This is a genomic window from Galbitalea soli (assembly GCF_010686725.1).
Classification (GTDB): Bacteria; Actinomycetota; Actinomycetes; order Actinomycetales; family Microbacteriaceae; genus Galbitalea; species Galbitalea soli.
The window spans coordinates 52,188-70,419 of sequence record NZ_JAAGWZ010000001.1; the positions used below are offsets into that span (position 1 = coordinate 52,188).

The 18,232-nt window shown below is 71.4% G+C and carries 18 protein-coding genes; 6 read left to right on the forward strand and 12 right to left on the reverse strand.

Translation table 11 applies throughout. The features are described from left to right. Positions 1–30 precede the first annotated feature (30 nt). From G3T37_RS00225 to msuE, 4 genes are all read left to right on the forward strand, one after another. Positions 31–918: an ABC transporter substrate-binding protein gene (locus tag G3T37_RS00225; protein WP_163471371.1), complete on the forward strand. Its 888-nt coding sequence runs from the start codon at positions 31–33 to the stop codon at positions 916–918. 2 nt (positions 919–920) lie between these two features. After that, entirely contained in the window at positions 921–1,871 is a 951-nt protein-coding gene (locus tag G3T37_RS00230) for an amino acid ABC transporter permease (RefSeq protein WP_422110960.1), read from the forward strand. After that, positions 1,868–2,638: an amino acid ABC transporter ATP-binding protein gene (locus G3T37_RS00235; protein WP_277814825.1), complete on the forward strand. Its 771-nt coding sequence runs from the start codon at positions 1,868–1,870 to the stop codon at positions 2,636–2,638. Before G3T37_RS00230 ends, G3T37_RS00235 begins: the two co-directional genes overlap by 4 nt. Positions 2,639–2,748: 110 nt before the next feature. Continuing rightward, positions 2,749–3,381, forward strand: coding sequence for an FMN reductase (gene msuE / locus G3T37_RS00240; protein ID WP_163471373.1), 633 nt, complete (start codon positions 2,749–2,751; stop codon positions 3,379–3,381). A 12-nt stretch (positions 3,382–3,393) separates the two neighbouring features. Here the strand turns inward: msuE and G3T37_RS00245 are convergent, their stop codons facing one another. From G3T37_RS00245 to G3T37_RS14615, 8 genes are all read right to left on the reverse strand, one after another. Then, positions 3,394–4,560, reverse strand: coding sequence for a thiolase family protein (locus tag G3T37_RS00245; RefSeq protein WP_163471375.1), 1,167 nt, complete (start codon positions 4,558–4,560; stop codon positions 3,394–3,396). 21 nt (positions 4,561–4,581) lie between these two features. Beyond that, positions 4,582–8,430: an ATP-dependent RNA helicase HrpA gene (hrpA, locus tag G3T37_RS00250; RefSeq protein ID WP_163471377.1), complete on the reverse strand. Its 3,849-nt coding sequence runs from the start codon at positions 8,428–8,430 to the stop codon at positions 4,582–4,584. A gap of 115 nt (positions 8,431–8,545) precedes the next feature. Further along, positions 8,546–9,127 (reverse strand): cation efflux transmembrane domain-containing protein, encoded by a 582-nt coding sequence (locus tag G3T37_RS00255; RefSeq protein WP_163471379.1) that lies wholly within the window; start codon positions 9,125–9,127, stop codon positions 8,546–8,548. 112 nt (positions 9,128–9,239) lie between these two features. Then, positions 9,240–9,503 (reverse strand): ferredoxin, encoded by a 264-nt coding sequence (locus G3T37_RS00260; protein ID WP_163471381.1) that lies wholly within the window; start codon positions 9,501–9,503, stop codon positions 9,240–9,242. Next, entirely contained in the window at positions 9,500–10,741 is a 1,242-nt protein-coding gene (locus tag G3T37_RS00265) for an NADH-ubiquinone oxidoreductase-F iron-sulfur binding region domain-containing protein (protein WP_163471383.1), read from the reverse strand. The genes G3T37_RS00260 and G3T37_RS00265 overlap by 4 nt, the downstream gene beginning before the upstream one ends. Continuing rightward, a complete protein-coding gene (locus G3T37_RS00270) occupies positions 10,738–11,370 on the reverse strand; it encodes a ferric reductase-like transmembrane domain-containing protein (RefSeq protein WP_163471386.1) in 633 nt (210 codons plus the stop codon). The genes G3T37_RS00265 and G3T37_RS00270 overlap by 4 nt, the downstream gene beginning before the upstream one ends. A gap of 2 nt (positions 11,371–11,372) precedes the next feature. Next, a complete protein-coding gene (locus tag G3T37_RS14610; protein ID WP_206673777.1) occupies positions 11,373–12,329 on the reverse strand; it encodes an FAD:protein FMN transferase in 957 nt (318 codons plus the stop codon). Positions 12,330–12,331: 2 nt separating this feature from the next. Next, positions 12,332–12,607: a hypothetical protein gene (locus G3T37_RS14615; RefSeq protein ID WP_206673778.1), complete on the reverse strand. Its 276-nt coding sequence runs from the start codon at positions 12,605–12,607 to the stop codon at positions 12,332–12,334. Between the two features lie 293 nt (positions 12,608–12,900). On the opposite strand from G3T37_RS14615, the gene lgt reads away from it, so the two are divergent. After that, positions 12,901–13,836 carry a prolipoprotein diacylglyceryl transferase gene (gene lgt, locus G3T37_RS00280; RefSeq protein WP_163471390.1) on the forward strand — a complete coding sequence of 312 codons (936 nt, stop codon included), beginning with the start codon at positions 12,901–12,903 and terminating at the stop codon, positions 13,834–13,836. Positions 13,837–13,854: 18 nt separating this feature from the next. Here the strand turns inward: lgt and G3T37_RS00285 are convergent, their stop codons facing one another. Genes G3T37_RS00285 through G3T37_RS00300 form a run of 4 tightly spaced genes read right to left on the reverse strand, consistent with a single transcriptional unit; the run spans position 13,855 to position 17,496 of the window. Continuing rightward, positions 13,855–15,117, reverse strand: a complete 1,263-nt coding sequence (locus G3T37_RS00285) for a chloride channel protein (RefSeq protein WP_338401131.1) — start codon at positions 15,115–15,117, stop codon at positions 13,855–13,857. 44 nt (positions 15,118–15,161) lie between these two features. Then, positions 15,162–16,091: a cation diffusion facilitator family transporter gene (locus tag G3T37_RS00290; protein WP_163471392.1), complete on the reverse strand. Its 930-nt coding sequence runs from the start codon at positions 16,089–16,091 to the stop codon at positions 15,162–15,164. Continuing rightward, entirely contained in the window at positions 16,088–17,131 is a 1,044-nt protein-coding gene (locus G3T37_RS00295) for a cation diffusion facilitator family transporter (protein ID WP_163471394.1), read from the reverse strand. Before G3T37_RS00295 ends, G3T37_RS00290 begins: the two co-directional genes overlap by 4 nt. Next, a complete protein-coding gene (locus tag G3T37_RS00300) occupies positions 17,128–17,496 on the reverse strand; it encodes an ArsR/SmtB family transcription factor (RefSeq protein ID WP_163471396.1) in 369 nt (122 codons plus the stop codon). The genes G3T37_RS00295 and G3T37_RS00300 overlap by 4 nt, the downstream gene beginning before the upstream one ends. 241 nt (positions 17,497–17,737) lie before the next feature. On the opposite strand from G3T37_RS00300, the gene G3T37_RS00305 reads away from it, so the two are divergent. Next, a complete protein-coding gene (locus tag G3T37_RS00305; protein WP_163471398.1) occupies positions 17,738–18,214 on the forward strand; it encodes a nuclear transport factor 2 family protein in 477 nt (158 codons plus the stop codon). The last annotated feature ends 18 nt before the right edge of the window (positions 18,215–18,232 follow it).

The following is an 18,232-nucleotide window of genomic DNA, read 5'->3' on the forward strand; positions in this document are numbered from 1 at the left end:
CGCGGGGACACCCAGAGAACAGGACAACTCATGCGAATCAGGCATGCCCTTCCCCTGATCGCCGTGGTCACGGCGATCGCATTGACCGGCTGTGTGAACAACACGCCCGCACCCGCGCCCACAGCGACGGTCGGAGCCAGCACGAAGGACGCGACGCTCGCGTCACTCCTGCCCGCCTCCATCAAATCGGCCGGAGTCATCCAGGTGGGGGTCGACGCGACCTACGCACCCAACGAGTACAAGGACCCGAGCGGTAACGCGATCGGCTGGGACATCGACCTGTTCAACGCGGTCGCCGCCAAGCTCGGCGTGAAGGCGAACTACAACATCGCGGGATTCGACACGATCATCCCCAACATCACGGGCGGCAAGTACGACGCCGGAGTCTCGTCGTTCACCGACACGGCTGAGCGCGAGAAGCAGGTCGACTTCGTCAACTACTACTCGGCGGGCATCCTCTGGGCCTCGGCGGCCGGGAAGACCGTCGACCCGTCGAACGCGTGTGGCCTCAAGGTCGCCGTCGAATCGGGAACGACCGAGCAGCAGGACGAGGTGCCGGCGAAGTCCGCCGCCTGTGTCAAGGCGGGCAAGAAGCCCATCCAGATCCTCAAGTACGACGGTCAGGACCTGGCGACGAACGCGGTCGTGCTCGGCCAGGCCGACGCGATGAGCGCGGACTCGCCGATCACCGAGTACGCGATCGCCAAGTCGGGTGGAAAGCTCCAGGCCGCGGGCACCACCACCGACGTCGCGCCCTACGGCATCGCCGTCGCCAAGGGCTCCACCCTCGGCACCGCGGTGCAGAAGGCCCTGCAGGCGCTCGTCGACGACGGCAGCTACAAGGCGATCCTCACCAAGTGGGGAGTCGCCGACGGCGGGCTGACCACCATCACGATCAACGCCGCGGCAAACGGCTGATCGTGGCCCACGCCGAACGGCCCGACCGGGCGGCGGGGTCACCCCCGCCGCCCGGCGGTACGGCGCCCGCCGAGGTCATCAAGGCGGTGCGGCTGCGCCACCCCGTGCGCAACCTCATCGCGGTGGTGCTCGCGGTGTACTTCGTCGCGTTTCTCTGGGATGCCTCCACGCGGAAGGCGTTCCAGTGGGACATCTACATCAAGTACCTGTTCGACCAGCGGATCTCCGCGGCGGCTCTCGTCACCATCGAGCTGACCGTGCTTTCGATGGCGATCGCGGCCGTGCTCGCACTGCTGCTCACCGTCATGCGCCTGTCGTCGAACCCCGTATTCCGCAGCATCGCCTGGTTCTACGTCTGGATCTTCCGCGGAACCCCGGTCTACGTGCAGCTCGTCTTCTGGGGGGTCCTGTCGCTGATCTACCCGACGCTGCAGCTCGGGCTGCCGTTCCTCCCACCGGTGATCAGCTTCGCCACGGGGCAGGCGCTCAGCTTCTTCGCGCTCGCCGTGCTCGGGCTGGCTCTGAACGAGGCGGCCTACCTCGCCGAGATCGTGCGGGCGGGCATCCTGTCGGTCGACCGCGGGCAGGAGGAGGCGGCGATCGCGCTCGGCATGAGCTGGGGCCAGTCGATGTGGCGCATCGTGATCCCGCAGTCGATGCGCGTCATCATCCCGCCGACCGGCAACGAGTTCATCTCCATGCTCAAGACGACCTCGCTCGTGACCGCGGTGCCCTTCAGCCTCGACCTGTACGCGCGCTCGCGCGACATCTCCGCCGAGACCTTCACCCCGATTCCGCTCCTGCTCGACGCCTCCACCTGGTACCTCTTCATGACCTCCGTGCTCATGGTGGGGCAGTACTTCCTCGAGAAGCGCTTCGCGCGCGGAATCTCCTCCGCGCGGCCGGAGAAGGCGGCAGCGGCACCCGACACACGCGAGGAGGCGATCGGATGACCGGCGAGGTGCCCATGGTCGAGGCCGTTCAGGTCTCGAAGAGCTTCGGCTCGAACCAGGTCCTGAAATCCATTTCGCTCACCGTGGCCCGGGGCGAGGTGCTGTGCCTGGTCGGACCGAGCGGCTCGGGCAAGTCCACCTTTCTGCGCTGCATCAACCACCTGGAGACCGTCGATGCCGGTCGCCTGCGCGTCGACGGCACGCTCATCGGCTACCGCGAGAAGGGCGACCGACTCCACGAGCTGAAGCCCCGCGACGCCGCGCGGCAGCGTCGCGACATCGGGATGGTGTTCCAGCGCTTCAACCTCTTCCCGCACATGACCGCCCTCGAGAACATCATCGAGGCGCCGATCCGCGTGAACAGGGCGAACAAGGCGGCCGCCATCGTCCGCGCGCGCGAACTGCTCGCCCGCGTGGGGCTCGCCGACAAGGCCGACGCCTACCCCGCCCACCTCAGCGGGGGGCAGCAGCAGCGCGTGGCCATCGCGCGCGCGCTCGCAATGGACCCGAAGCTGATGCTCTTCGACGAGCCCACCTCGGCGCTCGACCCGGAACTCGTCGGCGAGGTGCTCGACGTGATGAAGCAGCTCGCGCAGTCGGGGATGACGATGATCGTGGTGACTCACGAGATGGGCTTCGCCCGCGAGGTGGCGGACTCGCTCGCGTTCATGGATGGCGGTGTGGTCGTGGAGTCGGGCGACCCGCGCACGGTGCTCGCCGACCCGCAGCACGAGCGCACCAGGGCGTTCCTCTCCAAGGTGCTCTAGGAGCGAGCCCCGGTGGGAGGCGGTGGCCGCCGGGCGGCCTCCGCCGGGGTTCGTGACGCTGTGTTTCGCGCTCGTTGGCGGCACACACCGGCAGCGGGAACGATGGAGCCATGACCACCCCGCTGAACGTCGTCGCCGTCTCCGGCAGCCTGCACAACCCCTCCAAGACCACCGTCCTGGTCGAGGCGATCGCCGCCGCGCTGGGCCGCGCACTGCCCGCCGAGACGCACCTCATCCGGCTCACGGAGCTCGGCCCGCTACTCGGCGGCGCGCTGTCCCGCGGCGAGCTGCCGGCCGAGGCGGAGGCCGAGCTGCAGGCCATCGAGTCCGCGGACGTGCTGATCGTCGGGTCACCCGTGTACCGGGCATCCTTCACCGGACTCTTCAAGCACCTCTTCGACTTCGTCGACCAGTACTCGCTCGTCGACACCCCGGTGTTCCTCGCGGCGACCGGCGGCAGCGAGCGTCACGCGCTCATCATCGAGCACCAGTTCCGGCCGCTGTTCTCCTTCTTCCAGGCGCTGACCCTCCCCGTCGGGGTCTACGCGCACGACAGCGATTTCGCCAACTACGAGATCTCGTCGCCCCGGCTGCAGGAGCGACTGGAGAAGGCGGTCGCGAAGGCCGTGCCGCTCATCCAGTCGCACGTCGCCGAGCGGGAGGAGATCGCCCGGGCGCTCGCGGGTGAGATCCCGCCCGCCGAGGAGCCCGACCCCCGCCGACCGGTGCGCCTGCTCAGCTGAGCGACCGGGCGCTCAGTAGCGCTCGATGAGGGTCGCGTTGGCCATCCCGCCGCCCTCGCACATCACCTGAAGCCCGCGCAGACCACCCGTCTGCTCGAGCGTGCCGAGCATCGTGCCGAGCAGCCGTGTTCCGCTGGCACCGAGCGGATGACCGAGCGCGATGGCCCCGCCCCGCGGGTTCACCCGCTCCGGGTCGGCGTGCAGTTCGGCCAGCCAGGCGAGCGGCACGCAGGCGAAGGCCTCGTTCACCTCGATCGTGTCGAGGTCGTCGATGCCGACGCCCGACCGCGCGAGGATGCGCCGCGTCACCGGGATCACCCCGGTGAGCATCTCGATCGGGTCGGAACCGGTGACGGCGAAGCCGGTGAAGCGCGCTCGGGGCTCGAGCCCGAGGAGCGCGGCCTTCTCCTCGCTCATGATGAGCACCGCGGAGGCGCCGTCGGTCAGCGGGGAGGAGTTGCCGGCGGTGATGCGCCAGTCGAGCTCCGGGAAGCGGGCCCGGAGCCGGTCATCCCGGAACGCCGGCGGCAACGCGGCCAGGGCGTCGACGGTCGTGCCGGGCCGAACCGTCTCGTCGACGCGGTGCTCGCCGTGGGGCGTCGCCACGGGAACGATATCGCGACTGAAATCGCTCGCGGCGGCGAGCCGATGCGAGCGGGCGGCGTAGGCGTCGAGTTCCTCGCGACCGAAGCCCCAGCGCGCCGCGATCAGCTCGGCCGAGATTCCCTGGCCGATGAGACCGTCGGGATACCGCTCGGCGACCGCGGCGCCGTAGGGGTCGAGCCCGAGCGTGGCCGCGCCGATGGGGTTCGAACTCATTCGCTCGACCCCGCAGGCGATGACCACGTCGTAGGCACCGGCGATCACGCCCTGCGCGGCGAAGGCCGCCGCCTGCTGGCTGGAGCCGCACTGCCGGTCGATCGTGGTCGCGGGCACGCTCTCGGGGAAGCCGGCCGCGAGCACCGCGTTGCGGGCGATGTTGACCGACTGCTCGCCCGTCTGCGACAGGCAGCCCGCGATGACGTCGTCGACGAGCGCCGGATCGAGCCGGCTCCGCTCCACGAGCGCCCGCAATACGGTCGCGAGCAGGTCGACCGGGTGCACCTCGGCGAGGGCCCCGCCGGGCTTGCCGCGCCCCGAGGCCGTTCGAACCGCATCCACGATGACCGCCGTTGTCATGCGTCCAGCGTACGCCTGGGCTCAGCCGAGAGCTTTGACGATGCGCTGCAGCGAGACCGTCTCCGCGGTGCCCAGGTGTTGGGCGAACAGGCTCACGCGCAGCTCCTCCAGCATCCAGCGCACGCGCGCGAGGCGGTCCGTCGCGTCCGGAGCGAGCGGGATGCGCCCGCCCGCCGCGGTGTAGCGGGCGGTCGCGGCGGCGACCTCGTTCATCCAGACCCGGTCGCGCGCGATCTCGGTCGGCAGTTTCTCGAGCCGGGCGGAGATTCCGCGCAGGTACCGGGGCAGGTGACGCAGGCGGGTGACGCCCGAGCGGGAGACGAAGCCGGGGAACACCAGCCCCGCGAGCTGCTCGCGGGCGTCGGTCACCGCGGGCAGCACGGCCATGCTCGTCGTCGCGCGGATCGAGCGATCGGCGTCGCGCGCGGCCGCGAGGGTCGCCGTGACCGCCGTCACGGTCGCGTAGAGCGCGTCGACGAGGCCCGCGGAGATCGCCGTGCGCGCCGCCTCGAACTCCTCCCGCGTCCACAGCACGCCGTCGCTCGCGCGCCCGAGGAGCCCGTCGTCGGTGCACGCGAGCAGGCAGTCGTCGAACAGCGCCTGCACGTTCTGGTACGGGCTCGTGGCGAGCAGGAGCTTCTCGGCCTGGGTCAGGTGTTCGCGCACGTAGGAGAGGGGCGACGGGATGGTGAGGAGGAGCAGCCGGCGGATACCCGCCCGGGTCTGGGCGAGCTGGTCATCCGGCGTGGTGAGGAGACGCAGCGCGACGCTCGTGCCGCGGTCGACGAGCGCGGGGTAGGCGCGGATGACCGTGCCGCCCTGCCGCGTGTCGATGAGGCGCGGCAGCTCGTCGAAGTCCCATCCGGTCAGGCCCTCGCGCTCCATCGCGTGCGGCGTGCTCGCGCTGGCCTTCGCGACCGACTCGCGGGCACGGCTCTTGAGCTTCTGCTGCAGGGCGGGGAGGTCCTTCGACCGGGCGACCTCGCGGCCGCCCTCGCCGATGACGGCGAAGGTGACGCGCAGGTGCGCGGGGACCCGCTCGGTATCGAAGTCCTCGGCCGAGAGCGGGGTGTGGGTCATCCGCTGGATCGTGTCGGCCAGGAACTCGGTGAGCGTGGTCTGTTCGAGGGCGACGGGGTCGTCGGTCGGCAGGGCGTCGAGCAGCCGTCGCGCCCAGTCGGCCGCGGGGACGACGTTGCGCCGGATCGCCTTCGGCAGGCTCTTGATGAGGGCGGTGACGAGGTCGTCGCGCAGCCCGGGTACGAGCCAGTCGAAGCCCGCGGGGGAGAGGCGGGCGAGGAGCGCGAGCGGCACCCGCACCGTGACGCCGTCGTCGTCGGCACCCGGCTCGAATCGGTAGCTCAGGGCCAGCGTCTGGTCGCCCTGCACCCAGTTCGCCGGGAAGGCGTTCTCGTCGATCTCGGCCTCGCCCGCCAGCGCCTCCGCGGTCATCGTGAGGAGTTCGGGGGTCGTGGCGCGGGTGCGGCGCCACCAGCTCTCGAAGCCGCGGGTGGTCGCGACGTCGGCGGGGATGCGCGCGTCGTAGAACTCGAAGATCGCCTCGTCGTCGTAGAGGATGTCGCGCCGGCGCGTGCGCTCCTCGACCTCGGCGAGTTCCGCACGCAGCTGCCGGTTGGCACGGTCGAAGGCGGTCAGCCGGCGGTCGAGCCGACTGGTGTCCCACTCGCCCTCCACGAGCGCAGCGCGGATGAAGAGTTCACGCGCGACGACCGGGTCCACCCGCGCGTACTGCACCCGCCGGTGCACCACGATCGGCACGCCGTAGAGGGTGGCGCGCTCGTAGGCGACGACGGAGCCCTGCCGCTTCTCCCAGTGCGGCTCGGAGTAGCTGCGCTTCACGAGGTCGCCGGCGAGGGCCTCCGCCCAGGCCGGGTCGATGGCAGCGTTCATGCGCGCGAAGAGCCGGGAGGTCTCGACCAGTTCGGCGCTCATGACGGCGGCCGGGGGCTTCTTCGCGAGCGCCGACCCGGGGAACAGCACGAATTTCACCTGCCGCGCACCCGTGTACTCGCCGCGCGCCTTCTGCGCGGGGCGCCCCTGGCCCGGGCTCGCCCCGCGCGCGCCGCCGGTCGCGCCCGCCGCGCCCTCGCGGATTCCGATCTGGCTCAGCAGGCCGGCGAGCAGGGAGGTGTGGATGCCGTCCGGGTTCACCGCGGGGTCACCGATCGTGAGCCCCAGTTGCCTGGCCTGGCGGCTGAGCTGGCGGAACAGGTCGCTCCACTCGCGGATCCGCAGGTAGTTGAGGTACTCGCTGCGGCACAGGCGGCGGAACTGGTTGCCGCTCAGCTCCTCCTCCTTCTCGCGCAGGTAGTTCCAGAGGTTCAGCAGGGTGAGGAAGTCGCTCGTCGGGTCGATGAAGCGGGCGTGCTTCTCCTCCGCCTGCGCGCGCTTCTCGAGCGGGCGCTCGCGGGGATCCTGGATCGTGAGCCCGGCGACGATCGCTGCGACCTCTCGGGTCGTGCCGTGGCGCTTCGATTCGACGATCATCCGCCCCAGTCGCGGGTCGATGGGCAGCCGCGCGAGGTCGCGGCCGATCCGGGTGATGCGCGGGGTCGCGCCGCTCGTGTCGACCGCGCCGAGCTCGCGCAGCAGCTCGAGACCGTCTTTCACCCCGCGCGAGTCGGGGGGCTGCAGGAAGGGGAAGGCCTGCAGGTCGCCCAGACCCAGGGAGATCATCTGCAGGATCACCGCCGCCAGGTTCGTGCGCAGGATCTCGGGCTCGGTGAACGCCGGCCTCTTCTCGAAGTCGGCCTCGGAGTACAGCCGGATCGCGATGCCGTCACTCGTGCGCCCCGAGCGCCCCGAGCGCTGATTGGCCGAGGCCTGGCTGATCGCCTCGATGGGCAGCCGCTGGATCTTCGCGCGAGTCGAATACCGACTGATACGCGCGGTGCCCGCGTCGATGACGTAGCGGATGCCCGGCACGGTGAGGCTCGTCTCGGCCACGTTGGTCGCCAGCACGATCCGCCGCTGCACCCCGGCCTGCTGCGAGGGCTGGAATACGCGGTGCTGGTCGGCCGCGCTCAGCCGCCCGTAGAGCGGCAGCACCTCGGTGTGCGGGAGGTTGCGCCCGCGGATCGCCTCCTCGGCGTCGCGGATCTCGTTCTCGCCGCTCAGGAAGACGAGCACGTCGCCGGCGGACTCGCGCGCCAGCTCGTCGAGTGCCGCGTTGATGCCCTCCAGGTAGTCTCGGTCGACCGTCGCGGGGCCGTCGACGTCGTCGTCGTCGCCCTCGCTCTCGGCCGCCTCGGCCACGAGCGGGCGATACCGGATCTCGACCGGGAAGGTGCGGCCGGAGACCTCGATGATGGGGGCGCCGTCGAAGTGGCGCGAGAAGCTCTCCGGGTCGATCGTCGCGCTCGTGATGATGACCTTGAGGTCGGGGCGCTGGGGGAGGATCTGCTTCAGGTAGCCGATGAGGAAGTCGACGGTGAGGCTGCGCTCGTGCGCCTCGTCGATGATGATGGTGTCGTATTTGCGCAGCAGCCGGTCGCGGTGGATCTCGTTCAGCAGGATGCCGTCGGTCATGAGCTTGATGCGCGTCTCGGGCCCCACCCGGTCGGTGAAGCGCACCTGGTAGCCCACGATGCCGCCCAGCTCGTCGCCCAGCTCCTCCGCGACGCGCTCGGCGATCGTGCGGGCGGCGAGGCGGCGGGGCTGCGTGTGACCGATGCTCGTGCGGCCCAGCTCGAGGCAGATCTTGGGGAGCTGGGTGGTCTTGCCGGAGCCGGTCGCGCCGGCCACGATGACGACCTGGTGATCGCGAATCGCGCGCGCGATATCGTCCTTCCGCTGGCTGACGGGCAGCTCGGGCGGGAAGGTGATGGCGGGGAGGGCGTCGAGAGACATCAGCCCTCCATCGTAAGCGGCGCCGGGCGCGGGTCGGGGCGCGGGGTCGCGGTCGGTTCTCCGGTCACTTCTCGCGGTCGGTGCTCCGGTCACTTCTGGCGGTCGGTGCGCGCGGTCAGTGCGCGCGGAAGACCTGCACAGCCTCGCGCACGGCGTAGAACACGATGACGTAGCCGGCGAGGGCATCGGCCCACCACCAGCCGAGCAGCAGGTCGAGGCTCACCCCCAGCAGCACGGCGACGGCCAGCAGACCGTCGACGAAGGTGACTCGACCCTCCGTCTCGAGCACGGGATTGCCGAGCGCGCGCCCCGTGCGCGCCTTGCCGGCGGCGAGGGAGAACATCACGATCGCGGTCACCCCGGTCCAGACGATTCCGCCCGCGCCGGGGTCGGGGCGGTGCGCGGTGACGAGCGCGACCGTGGACTGCGTGCCGAGGTAGAGGGCGAGCGCGATGAAGGCGAGGCCGATCATCCGCAGCGCCCGCCGTTGCCGCGCCTCACCGGTGCCCGAGAGCTCCCAGAGCACGACGGCGCTCGCGCCGATCTCGATCAGGCTGTCGAGGCCGAAACCAGCCAGGGCGACGGATGCGCTGCTCAGGGCGAGCACCGCGAGCACGACGACGCCCACGACGTTCCAGCCGAGCGTCACCCACTCGAGGGCGCGACCGCGGCGGAGGAGCGCGGCGGAATCGGTCATGCTCCGATTCTCGCAGGCGCAGGCGCAGGCGCAGGCGCGGGTACCGGCGCGAGCTGGCCGGGCGCAGGCGCAGGCGCGGGCCGGGCTCAGCCGCGCGGCGCCGCGCGCAGGCTCAGCCGCGCGGCGCCGCGCGCAGGCTCAGCGCCTGGCGCGGGCAGAGTGCGACCGCGTCCCAGGCGGCCTCCTCCTCCGCGGCCGAGACGGGCACGTCGGATCCGTAGCCCAGCGCGCGCGGATACCCCCACTCGTCCCGGTCGAGCAGCCCCGCGAGCAGTTCGGTGCAGAGCCCGCGACCGTCGCAGGCCGTCCAGTCGATGTGCAGGGTGTGCGTCGCCGCGGCCCGCGCTCCGGTCGTCAACCGGGTCTGGCCGCTCATGCCGCACCGCCCAGGCAGTGGCCCGCGAGGTGGGCCTCGACGTCGTCCGCGAACGCGGTGAGCGTGCTCAGCACGAATCGCGCCGTGCCGTCCGGGTGGTGGCAGGAGCCCCGCCCGGTCACGATTCCCGCGAGTCGCCGCACCTCCGCGGGCAGACCGGGGTCGCGCCGGCCGCTCGCCAGTCGCGTGAGCACGCTCGCGAGCTCGGGGAGGCCGTTCACGCAGGGTCCGCACTGGCGGGCCGACTGGCTCGCGAGGTAGCGAGCGATCTGCGCCGCGGCGGTCAGCCCGCAGCTGCCCACGGGCAGACCCATGAGGATCCCCGCGCCCGGCGCCGCGCCGAACTCCTGCAGCGCCTCCCGCGTAAGGGGCCGACCGAGGTGCTCGGATCGCACCCAGCCGCCGTGGTACCCGCCGACGAGGACCGCCGAGAATCCGCGCGGGTCGACCCCCGCGAGCGAGACCGCCTCCGCGATCGACACGCCGCCGGCGGCCTCGATCACTCGCAGACCGTCCGGTGCGCGAACCGTGAAGAGGCGGGTTCCCGGCTCCTCGCGCGAACCGACGGAGCGGAACCAGTCCGCGCCGTAGCGTGCGACGAGCGCGAGGTGCGCGAGCGTCTCGACGTTGTGCAGCAGCGTGGGGCGACCGCGCAGGCCCGAGGTCGTCAGCCGCACCACGTGGTCGCGGGGGATTGCCCTGCCCTTCTCGATCGAGTGGATGACCGCCGAGGCCTCACCCGAGATGAAGCTGTCGGGCGCCTCGCGCAGCACGATGCCGCGGGCGTCCGAGCGCTCGAGCGTCGCCGCGCGCACACTGGCCAGCGCCGCGGCTCCCGTGTAGAGGTAGAGCTCGGTCGCGCCGACCGCCGCACCCGCGAGCAGCAGTCCGTCGATGACGAGGTGCGGGGCGCGCTGCAGGAGCGTGGCATCCTTCGCGCTCATCGGCTCGCCCTCGGCGCCGTTCCCGATGACGACGACACGGTCGCGGGTGCCGGCCCGCTTCTGCGCGGAGGCGATCTTGCGCCAGGCCGGGAAGGCGGCCCCGCCTCGACCCGCAAGGCCCGCGGCCTGCACCTCGTCGACGAGCGCCGCGGAGTCGGGATGGGGGAGCGGCCCGAAGGTCGCCGCGTGGTGGGCGAGATCGGGTGCGCCCGCGGCGAACAGTCGGCGGGTGCCGGCGGGAGCGGGTGGGTCGGTCACCGCGCGGGTCGCTGCGGTGAGGGTGGGCGTGCTCATCGGGTCACCTCCAGGGTGCGGGTCGTGTCGGTCGTCGGGGTCGGGGTCGGGGCGAGCGCCGGGGTCGGATCGGCCGGGAACTCGTGGACGCGGCGCGAGCGGTACTCGACGAATCTCTCGTTCACCCGCCAGACGAGCGCGCCGCCGACGAGCGCGATGCACAGTCCGGTGAGCAGCAGGAACCAGGCCGACGAGGCGTCGGACCCCATTCCGAGAGCGTGCACGAGCGCGATGGGCCACATGGCGTAGCTGAACCAGTGCACGGCGCGGAACACCCGGCGTCCCACTCGGGCCCGCAGCAGCGCGGTGATCACGATGGCGAACAGCAGGTCGAGCCCGACCGTGCCGAATCCCAGCCACAGCGGGTTCGCGGCCCCGAGGAAGGGCAGGAACAGGTCGACGAGGTCCAGCTGGGCGTAGGAGTCGAAGAAGAGCGAGACGACGTGGATGACCACGAACACGCTGCCCAGGAGCGAGGCGTTGCGGTGCACGAGCGTGACCGCGAACCGCGGCAGGCCGAAGGCGGGGCGCCCGGAGCGGGTCAGGATGCCCAGTACCACCGAGACGGTGATGAGCACGAGCGACACGACGCCCGTCCCGCGGCCGAGCGCCCACAGTGCGGTGGACATGGTCAGCCCGCCTTTCTCAGTTCGGGGTGCGTCGCGGGGGTCGCGGACGCGGGTTCGGCCGGCCAGTCGCCGGTCGTGATCACGGTGTCGTCCCAGCGCACGAGTCGCGCGGCGACGCCCTTCGCGGCGAGCCACGACACCGCCTCCTCCCCGCGCACGATGCTCGAGGTGCTCAGCGCGTTCGCGGCGAGGCAGCTCGGCGCGGCGGCGGTGACGGTCTTCCACACGGCGGGCGCGGGCAGGCCGGTCCGCGGGTCGAGGATGTGGTGCACGGGGATGCCCGCCCGCGTCCAGCGCCGCTTCTGCGTGCTGCTCGTGGCGAGGGCCGTGCCACCACCCAGTTCGACGGTGATGCGGCGGTCATCCGGCAGGTCCTGGACCAGCACGTGCCAGCCGACCCTCGGGGGAGTGCCCGCGGTCGCGATGTCGCCGCCGAGGCTCACGAGCACGCCGCAGCCCAGCTGGTCGACGATCTCGGCGGCCACGAGGTCGGCTGCGACGGCCTTCGCCGTCGCCCCGAGGTCGAGCGCGAGGTGCGCGGGGAGCCGCAGCAGCGAGCCGTTCAGGCTCACGCTCTTCCATCCGGGTCGTCGGGAGACGATCGCCCGGAGGATGCGATCGGAGTCCTCGACGAGCCGGATATCGCGGTCGTAGCCGACCGCGCTGAGGGCGTACCCCAGCGTGGGGTCGACGGTGCCGTCGGTCTCGGCCGCGACGTCGAGGGCATAGCGCACAAGGGTCGCGAGCAGGGGGCTGACGTCGACGCCGTCGGCGAGCGCGGGGGCGATCCGGCTGAGCTCCGAGTCGGCGCGGAACCGGCTGCAGGCCGCGTCGATGTCGGCGAGGATGCGGTCGGCGATGCGGACAGCGTCGTCGAGGCGAGCGGGGTCGGTGACGACGAGGCGGGCCGTGGTGCTCCAGAGCGACCATTCCGCCGCGCGCGTGGTCGGGGCCGACACGGTCACGATCCGCTCGAGGTCGCGGCGGTGTTGCTGCTCGAACTCGACCCGACGGAGGTGGTGCCCGAGGAGGTGCTGCTCGTCGTGCCGGTGGAGCTGGTGCCGGTGCTGCTGGTGCCCGTGCTGCTCGTGCCGGTCGTGCCGCTGGTTCCCGAGGTCGAGGCCTCGATGCTCACGGTCGCGGCGGTGAACGCGGCGCCCAGCCCGAGCGCGCTGGCGGTGGCGATGAGCGCGGTCGCGATGGTGGCCTTGCGCTTGCCGGTCTGTCTGGGGGTCATGGTTCGCTCCGTTTCTGCTCCGTGCGGGTGTTCTGTCTGATGTCAGCGTGCTCAGCGACCCTGAGGGGTTTCTATGAAGCAGCCAAGACGGAAGCGAGACTGCGTGTGAGTTCTCACGTGCGGGGTGGCGGTGCCCGCGTCGCGAGCTCCCGGGCACGGCGCGGCCACCGCGCGGCCCGCCCCGGCACCCGCGCCACCCGCTCCCGGAATTGTGCGAGAAGATGGTCTGTGCGTCGCGATCGTCGGCGCGCCCACCGTCCCGCCGATCGTCACGCCCGTGGAGGAGCCCCGTCATGCTGCACGCGAGTATTCCGAGTCCGCCGTCCGCGTGGGCGCAGTTCAGCATCGGACCGCTGACGATCCACACCTACGCGATCTGCATCCTCATCGGGATGGTCGCGGCGATCATCATCACCCAGTCGCGTCTGACCCGGCGCGGTGCTCCGTCGGGGGTCGTGCTCGACATCGTGTTCTGGGCGATCCCGCTCGGCATCGTCGGGGCGCGGTTCTATCACGTGTTCACGCACGTGGGCGACTACTTCTTCCCCGGTGCGAATCTCTGGAACGTGTTCGCGATCTGGGACGGCGGCAACGCGCTGTACGGCTCGCTCATCGGCGGCGCGATCGGCGCGTGGATCGGGTGTCGTCGCTACGGCATCCGCTACTGGGCCTTCGCCGACGCCCTCGCGCCGGCCATGCTGGTGGCCCAGTCGCTCGGCCGCTTCGGCAACTACTTCAACCACGAGCTCTTCGGCCTGCCCACGACCCTCCCGTGGGGCCTGCAGATCGAGTCCACCAACGCCAAGTTCCCGGCGGGCCTGCCGGCCGGCACGCTCTTCCACCCGCTGTTCCTCTACGAGATCATCTGGAACCTGATCGGCGTCGCGATCCTCCTGCTCATCGAGCGTCGCCTCCACCCGCAGTGGGGCAAGCTGTTCGGCGCCTACCTCATCTGGTACGGACTCGGCCGCAGCTGGCTCGAGGCGATCCGCATCGACCCGACGAGCGACGGCTACCTCGGCATCCCCGCGAACATCTGGGCGTCGTTCGTGGCCATCGCCCTGGGGATCCTGCTCATCGTGGTGCAGAGCCGCCGCCACCCCGGCGTCGAACCCTCGGTCTTCGTCGACGGCTGGGTTCCGAAGAACGCCGCCGCGACGGTGGACACCTACAGTGACAGCGACGAGGAGCCGGCCACGACGCCGAGCGAGACCGCGCGCACTCCCTGAGCCATCCCGCTCGCGGGGTCAGTCGACTCCGGGTGCCCGCCTGCGGCGCCAAGGGTGGGAGGCGAGCATCGCCGCCGTCGTGCCGATCACCATCGGCAGCAGCATCCACGGGGTCGCGTGGGTGAACTCCACGACGAGCACGATCGCGGTCACGGGCGCGCGCAGGGTCACGGCGAGGAATGCCGCGGCCCCCACGAGCGCGAAGGCGCTGAGGGATGCCCCGGTGAGGGAGTGCAGCGGAGCGCCGGCCGCGGCACCGAGCGCCGCCCCGATCGCGAGGGCGGGCGTGAGCGTGCCGCCCGCCGCACCGCTCGCGATCGTGCCCGTGGTGGCGACCGTCTTCACGATCGCGAGCACGGCGAGACCGAGCATCCCGATCGCACCGTCGAAGGCGATCTGCCCGAGGCCACGGCCGTTGCCGAGGATCGCCGGCAGCCACACCGAGGCGATGCCGACGGCCGCGAACACGAGCGGCATGACCAGCAGGATCCGCCAGCTCCGCGGTCGTCGCGCCGCTGCGCGGGCCGTCAGTGCGACGAACCCCGCCGCGAGCGCGCCGAGCACCGCGCCCACGACGATCGACCACGCCACGAACCACGGGCCGAAGGGAACGGATGACCAGCGCACCGCGGTCGTCCAGCTCAGCTGCGCCGGCAGCGTGTAGAGCGGGTCGGTGGGCACCACGAGGCGCGCGACGAGGGTGCCGAGGCCCGCGGTCACGACGGCGGGGATGACCGTCCCCACGGTCAACTGCGCGAGCAGCACCTCCAGCGTGAAGACCGCGCCGCCGAGGGGCACGTCATACACCGCGGCGAGCCCGGCGCCCGCGCCGCAGGCGACGAGGATGCGCCGTTCCCGCTCCGAGATGCCCGCCCGGTCGCTCAGCCAGCCGCCGACGAGTGCCCCGAGCTCGCGGGGTGCCGCCTCCCGCCCGATGGAGGCGCCGAGTCCCACGACCACGACCTGGAGGGCGGCGTTCGCGAGGGTCGCGAGGCCGGGCATCCGTCGGCCGTCGACCGCTCGCTCGACGGTGACGATCGCGCGTCCCCAGCGCCGCAGTGCCCACCAGCCGAGCGCGCCGACGACTCCCGCGACGAGGAGGGCGACGACGCGCACGGCGGGCGGCGCGTGCGTCGCCCCGTCGAGGAAGGTGCCTGCGGAGTAGCCGTAGGCGAGGTGCTGCACGAGGCGGAGGGCGAGGGTGACGAGCATGCCGCCGATTCCGGCGCCGATCCCGACGAGCACGGTGACCACGGCGAGGCGGAGGAGCCGGGGGAGCACAGTCTCGATCCTAGAGTCCGCCGCGGTACGAGGGATGCCCGCGATCAGTCGTGCGTCGGGCTCTCGTGTGAACGGTGGGTGACCGGTTCGAGTTGGAAGGTCGAGTGCTCGACGCTCACATTGAAGTGGCCGGCCACGCACTGCTGCAGCTCGTCGAGGAGCTGGGGGGAGTGCCCGTCGGTGAAGCACTCGTTGTCGATCACGACGTGGGCGGTGAGCACGGGGAGGCCGGTCGCGATCTGGCTGGCGTGCAGGTCGTGCACGCTCTGCACGTGGTCGAGCGCCAGAAGGTGCTCGCGCACGGCGTCGAGGTCGAGTCCGCGCGGGGTCGATTCGAGCAGCACGTCGACCGCCTCGCCCAGGAGCCGGAAAGCCCGGGGGAGGATCAGCACCCCGATGAGGATGGCGGCGACGGCGTCGGCCCCGCCCCAGCCCGTGAGCCGGATGACGATCGCGGCCGCAATGACCGCGATCGAGCCGAGCGCGTCGTTCACGACCTCGAGAAAGGCCGCGCGCAGGTTGAGATTGTGCGACCGGGAGCTCGCGAGCACGACGATGGAGGCGACGTTGCCGACCAGACCGATGATGCCGAACACGAGCAGAGTGGTCGGCGGAACCTGCGGTGCCTCGAACAGCCGGCGCACACCCTCGACGAGCACGAAGAGTCCGACTGCGAGCAGGACTCCCGCCTGTGCTGCGGCCGCGATCACCTCGGCGCGACCGTATCCCCAGGTGCGACGGGTGGTCGCGGGCCGGCGCACGAGACCGGCGGCGAGCAGGGCGACCGCGAGGCCGCCCGCATCGGTGAGCATGTGCGCCGCGTCGACGAGCAGGGCGAGGCTTCCCGTCAGGATGGAGCCGATGATCTCGGCCACCAGGATTCCCGCGGTGATGCCGAACGCGATCGCGAGCCGCTGGCGGGTCGCGCCGGACTGCCCGTGGCTGTGACTGTGGCCGTGATCGTGCGCCGTCATCCGGCCTCCTCCCGCGTTCGCTCGCTCGATGTGGTCCGAATGGTCATGCTATCGAGCGTGGGGAAGGCGTGGCCCAGCCGGTGCTCCGCCTCCGCCGCGATCGCCTCGGCGCCGGCGAGAGTCGTCGCGCCGACGGCGACCGTCGCGGTGCCCTGGAGCCGATGGCCGACCCACCGCAATTGGAGTCTGTCGACGGCGTCGACGCCGGGGGTCTGGGCGATGACCCGCTCGGCGCGCTCCACGAGCGCGGGCTCGATGCCGTCCATGAGGCGACGACCGATGCTCCGCACCGTGCCCGCGAGCAGCACGAGGATCGCGACGGAGATGAGGATGCCGACGAGGGGGTCGGCGAGCGGGAACCCGGCGAGCACCCCGATCGCGCCGAGCACGACGGCCAGGGAGGTGAAGCCGTCGATGCGGGCGTGCACACCGTCGGCGACGAGCGCGGCGGAGCCGATCTTCTGGCCCACCCGGATGCGATAGATGGCGACCAGCTCGTTGCCGGCGAAGCCGATGACCCCGGCCACGAGCACCCACCACAGGTTGTGGAGGGGGTGCGGGGTGACGAAGCGATCGATCGACTGCCAGGCCGCCACGATGGCGGAGACGGCGACGACGGCGATGATGAAGAGCCCGGCGAGGTCTTCGGCGCGGCCGTAGCCGAAGGTATAGCGGCGGGTCGCGGCGCGTCGTCCGATCACGAAGGCGATCCAGAGCGGAACGGCCGTCAGCGCGTCGGAGAAGTTGTGGATCGTGTCGGCGAAGAGCGCGACCGAGCCGCTGATGAGCACGATCGCGAACTGCAGCACCGTGGTCGCGAGCAGGATGAACAGGCTGATCTTGACCGCTCGCACCCCCTGCACGCTCGCCTCGAGGGCGTCGTCGATCGAGTCGGCGGCGTCGTGCGAGTGCGGGACGAAGAGGCCGTAGAGGAACCCGCGGAACCCGCTCGGGTGCGCGTGGTCGTGGTCGTGGTCGTGCGGGTGGTCGTGACCGTGGCCGTGGTCGTGCGCGTCGTCGTGGGCGTGGTCGTGGGTCACGGGGTGGTGTCCTCAGGGCTGTCGTGGTGGTGCCGGGGGACGTCGTCGAGCGAGTGCTCGGCCTGCAGAATGGCGTCGGTGACGAGCTGGCGGGCGTGCTCGTTCTCGAGTCGGTAGTACACGCGCTGGGCATCCTTGCGGATCGCGACGATGCGCGCGAGACGCAGCTTGGCGAGGTGTTGCGAGACGGCGGTAGGCGACTTGCCGACGATCTCGGCGAGCTCGCCGACCGAGCGCTCTCCCGCGCGCAGGGCGAGGATGAGGCGAACGCGCGTGGCATCCGCGAGCATCGCGAAGACCTCCACGGCGAGTTCGACGTACTGGCCGTCGGGGTCGAGACCGCATATCTGCTTATCTGCGTCCATGCGCATATTCTGTCACACGGCGGGCTCGCGCCCAGGGGTGCCGCGGCCCGCGGGTACCCGCAGCTCGGCCGCAGCCCCGGACAGGCCCGCCCGATTTACGGTTTGTTGTCGAAAACCGCGAATTCCTCGTCGAATCGTCTTGCCGACGGATCGCCCGCCGTGTTTGATTGCTGGCGCCTGCCCATTTTCGCCGGGGCGGCACGGGCTGTGTGGGGATATCGCTCGGGGGGAGTGAATAACCATGAGTTGGATCAGTGACCATCTGGGCGTGCGCGGCCCACGGCGCACAGTGACGACGGGCGCGCTCATCGTCAGCACCCCGCAGGTGCTCACCGCCGCCGAGGCGATCGTCGCACGCCTCGGTGCGGGAGACATCGAGGCCTACTTCGAGTGCTTCGCCAGCGACGCGACCTTCGCGCACTACGCCCACTCCGACCAGGTGCTGTCGCGCAGCCAGTTCCTGCTGCGCTGGCGCGAGTCCATGGAGGCGGAGGGGGTTCGGATGCTCTCGGCGCGGTCGAGCGACCGGCGGGCGCACATCCACGGGGACTTCTCCGTCTTCTCGCACCTGCTGCGCCGGGAGATCGCGCGCGGCGAGCAGCGCGAGACGCTCACGGAGCGCGAGAGCATCGTGTTCGCTCGCCGCGGCGGGCGCTGGATGGCCGTGCACTCGCATGTCTCGCCGGTCCACTCGACGGCGGGCCGCTCCGCACGCTAGGTTGTGCCTGAGGATTTC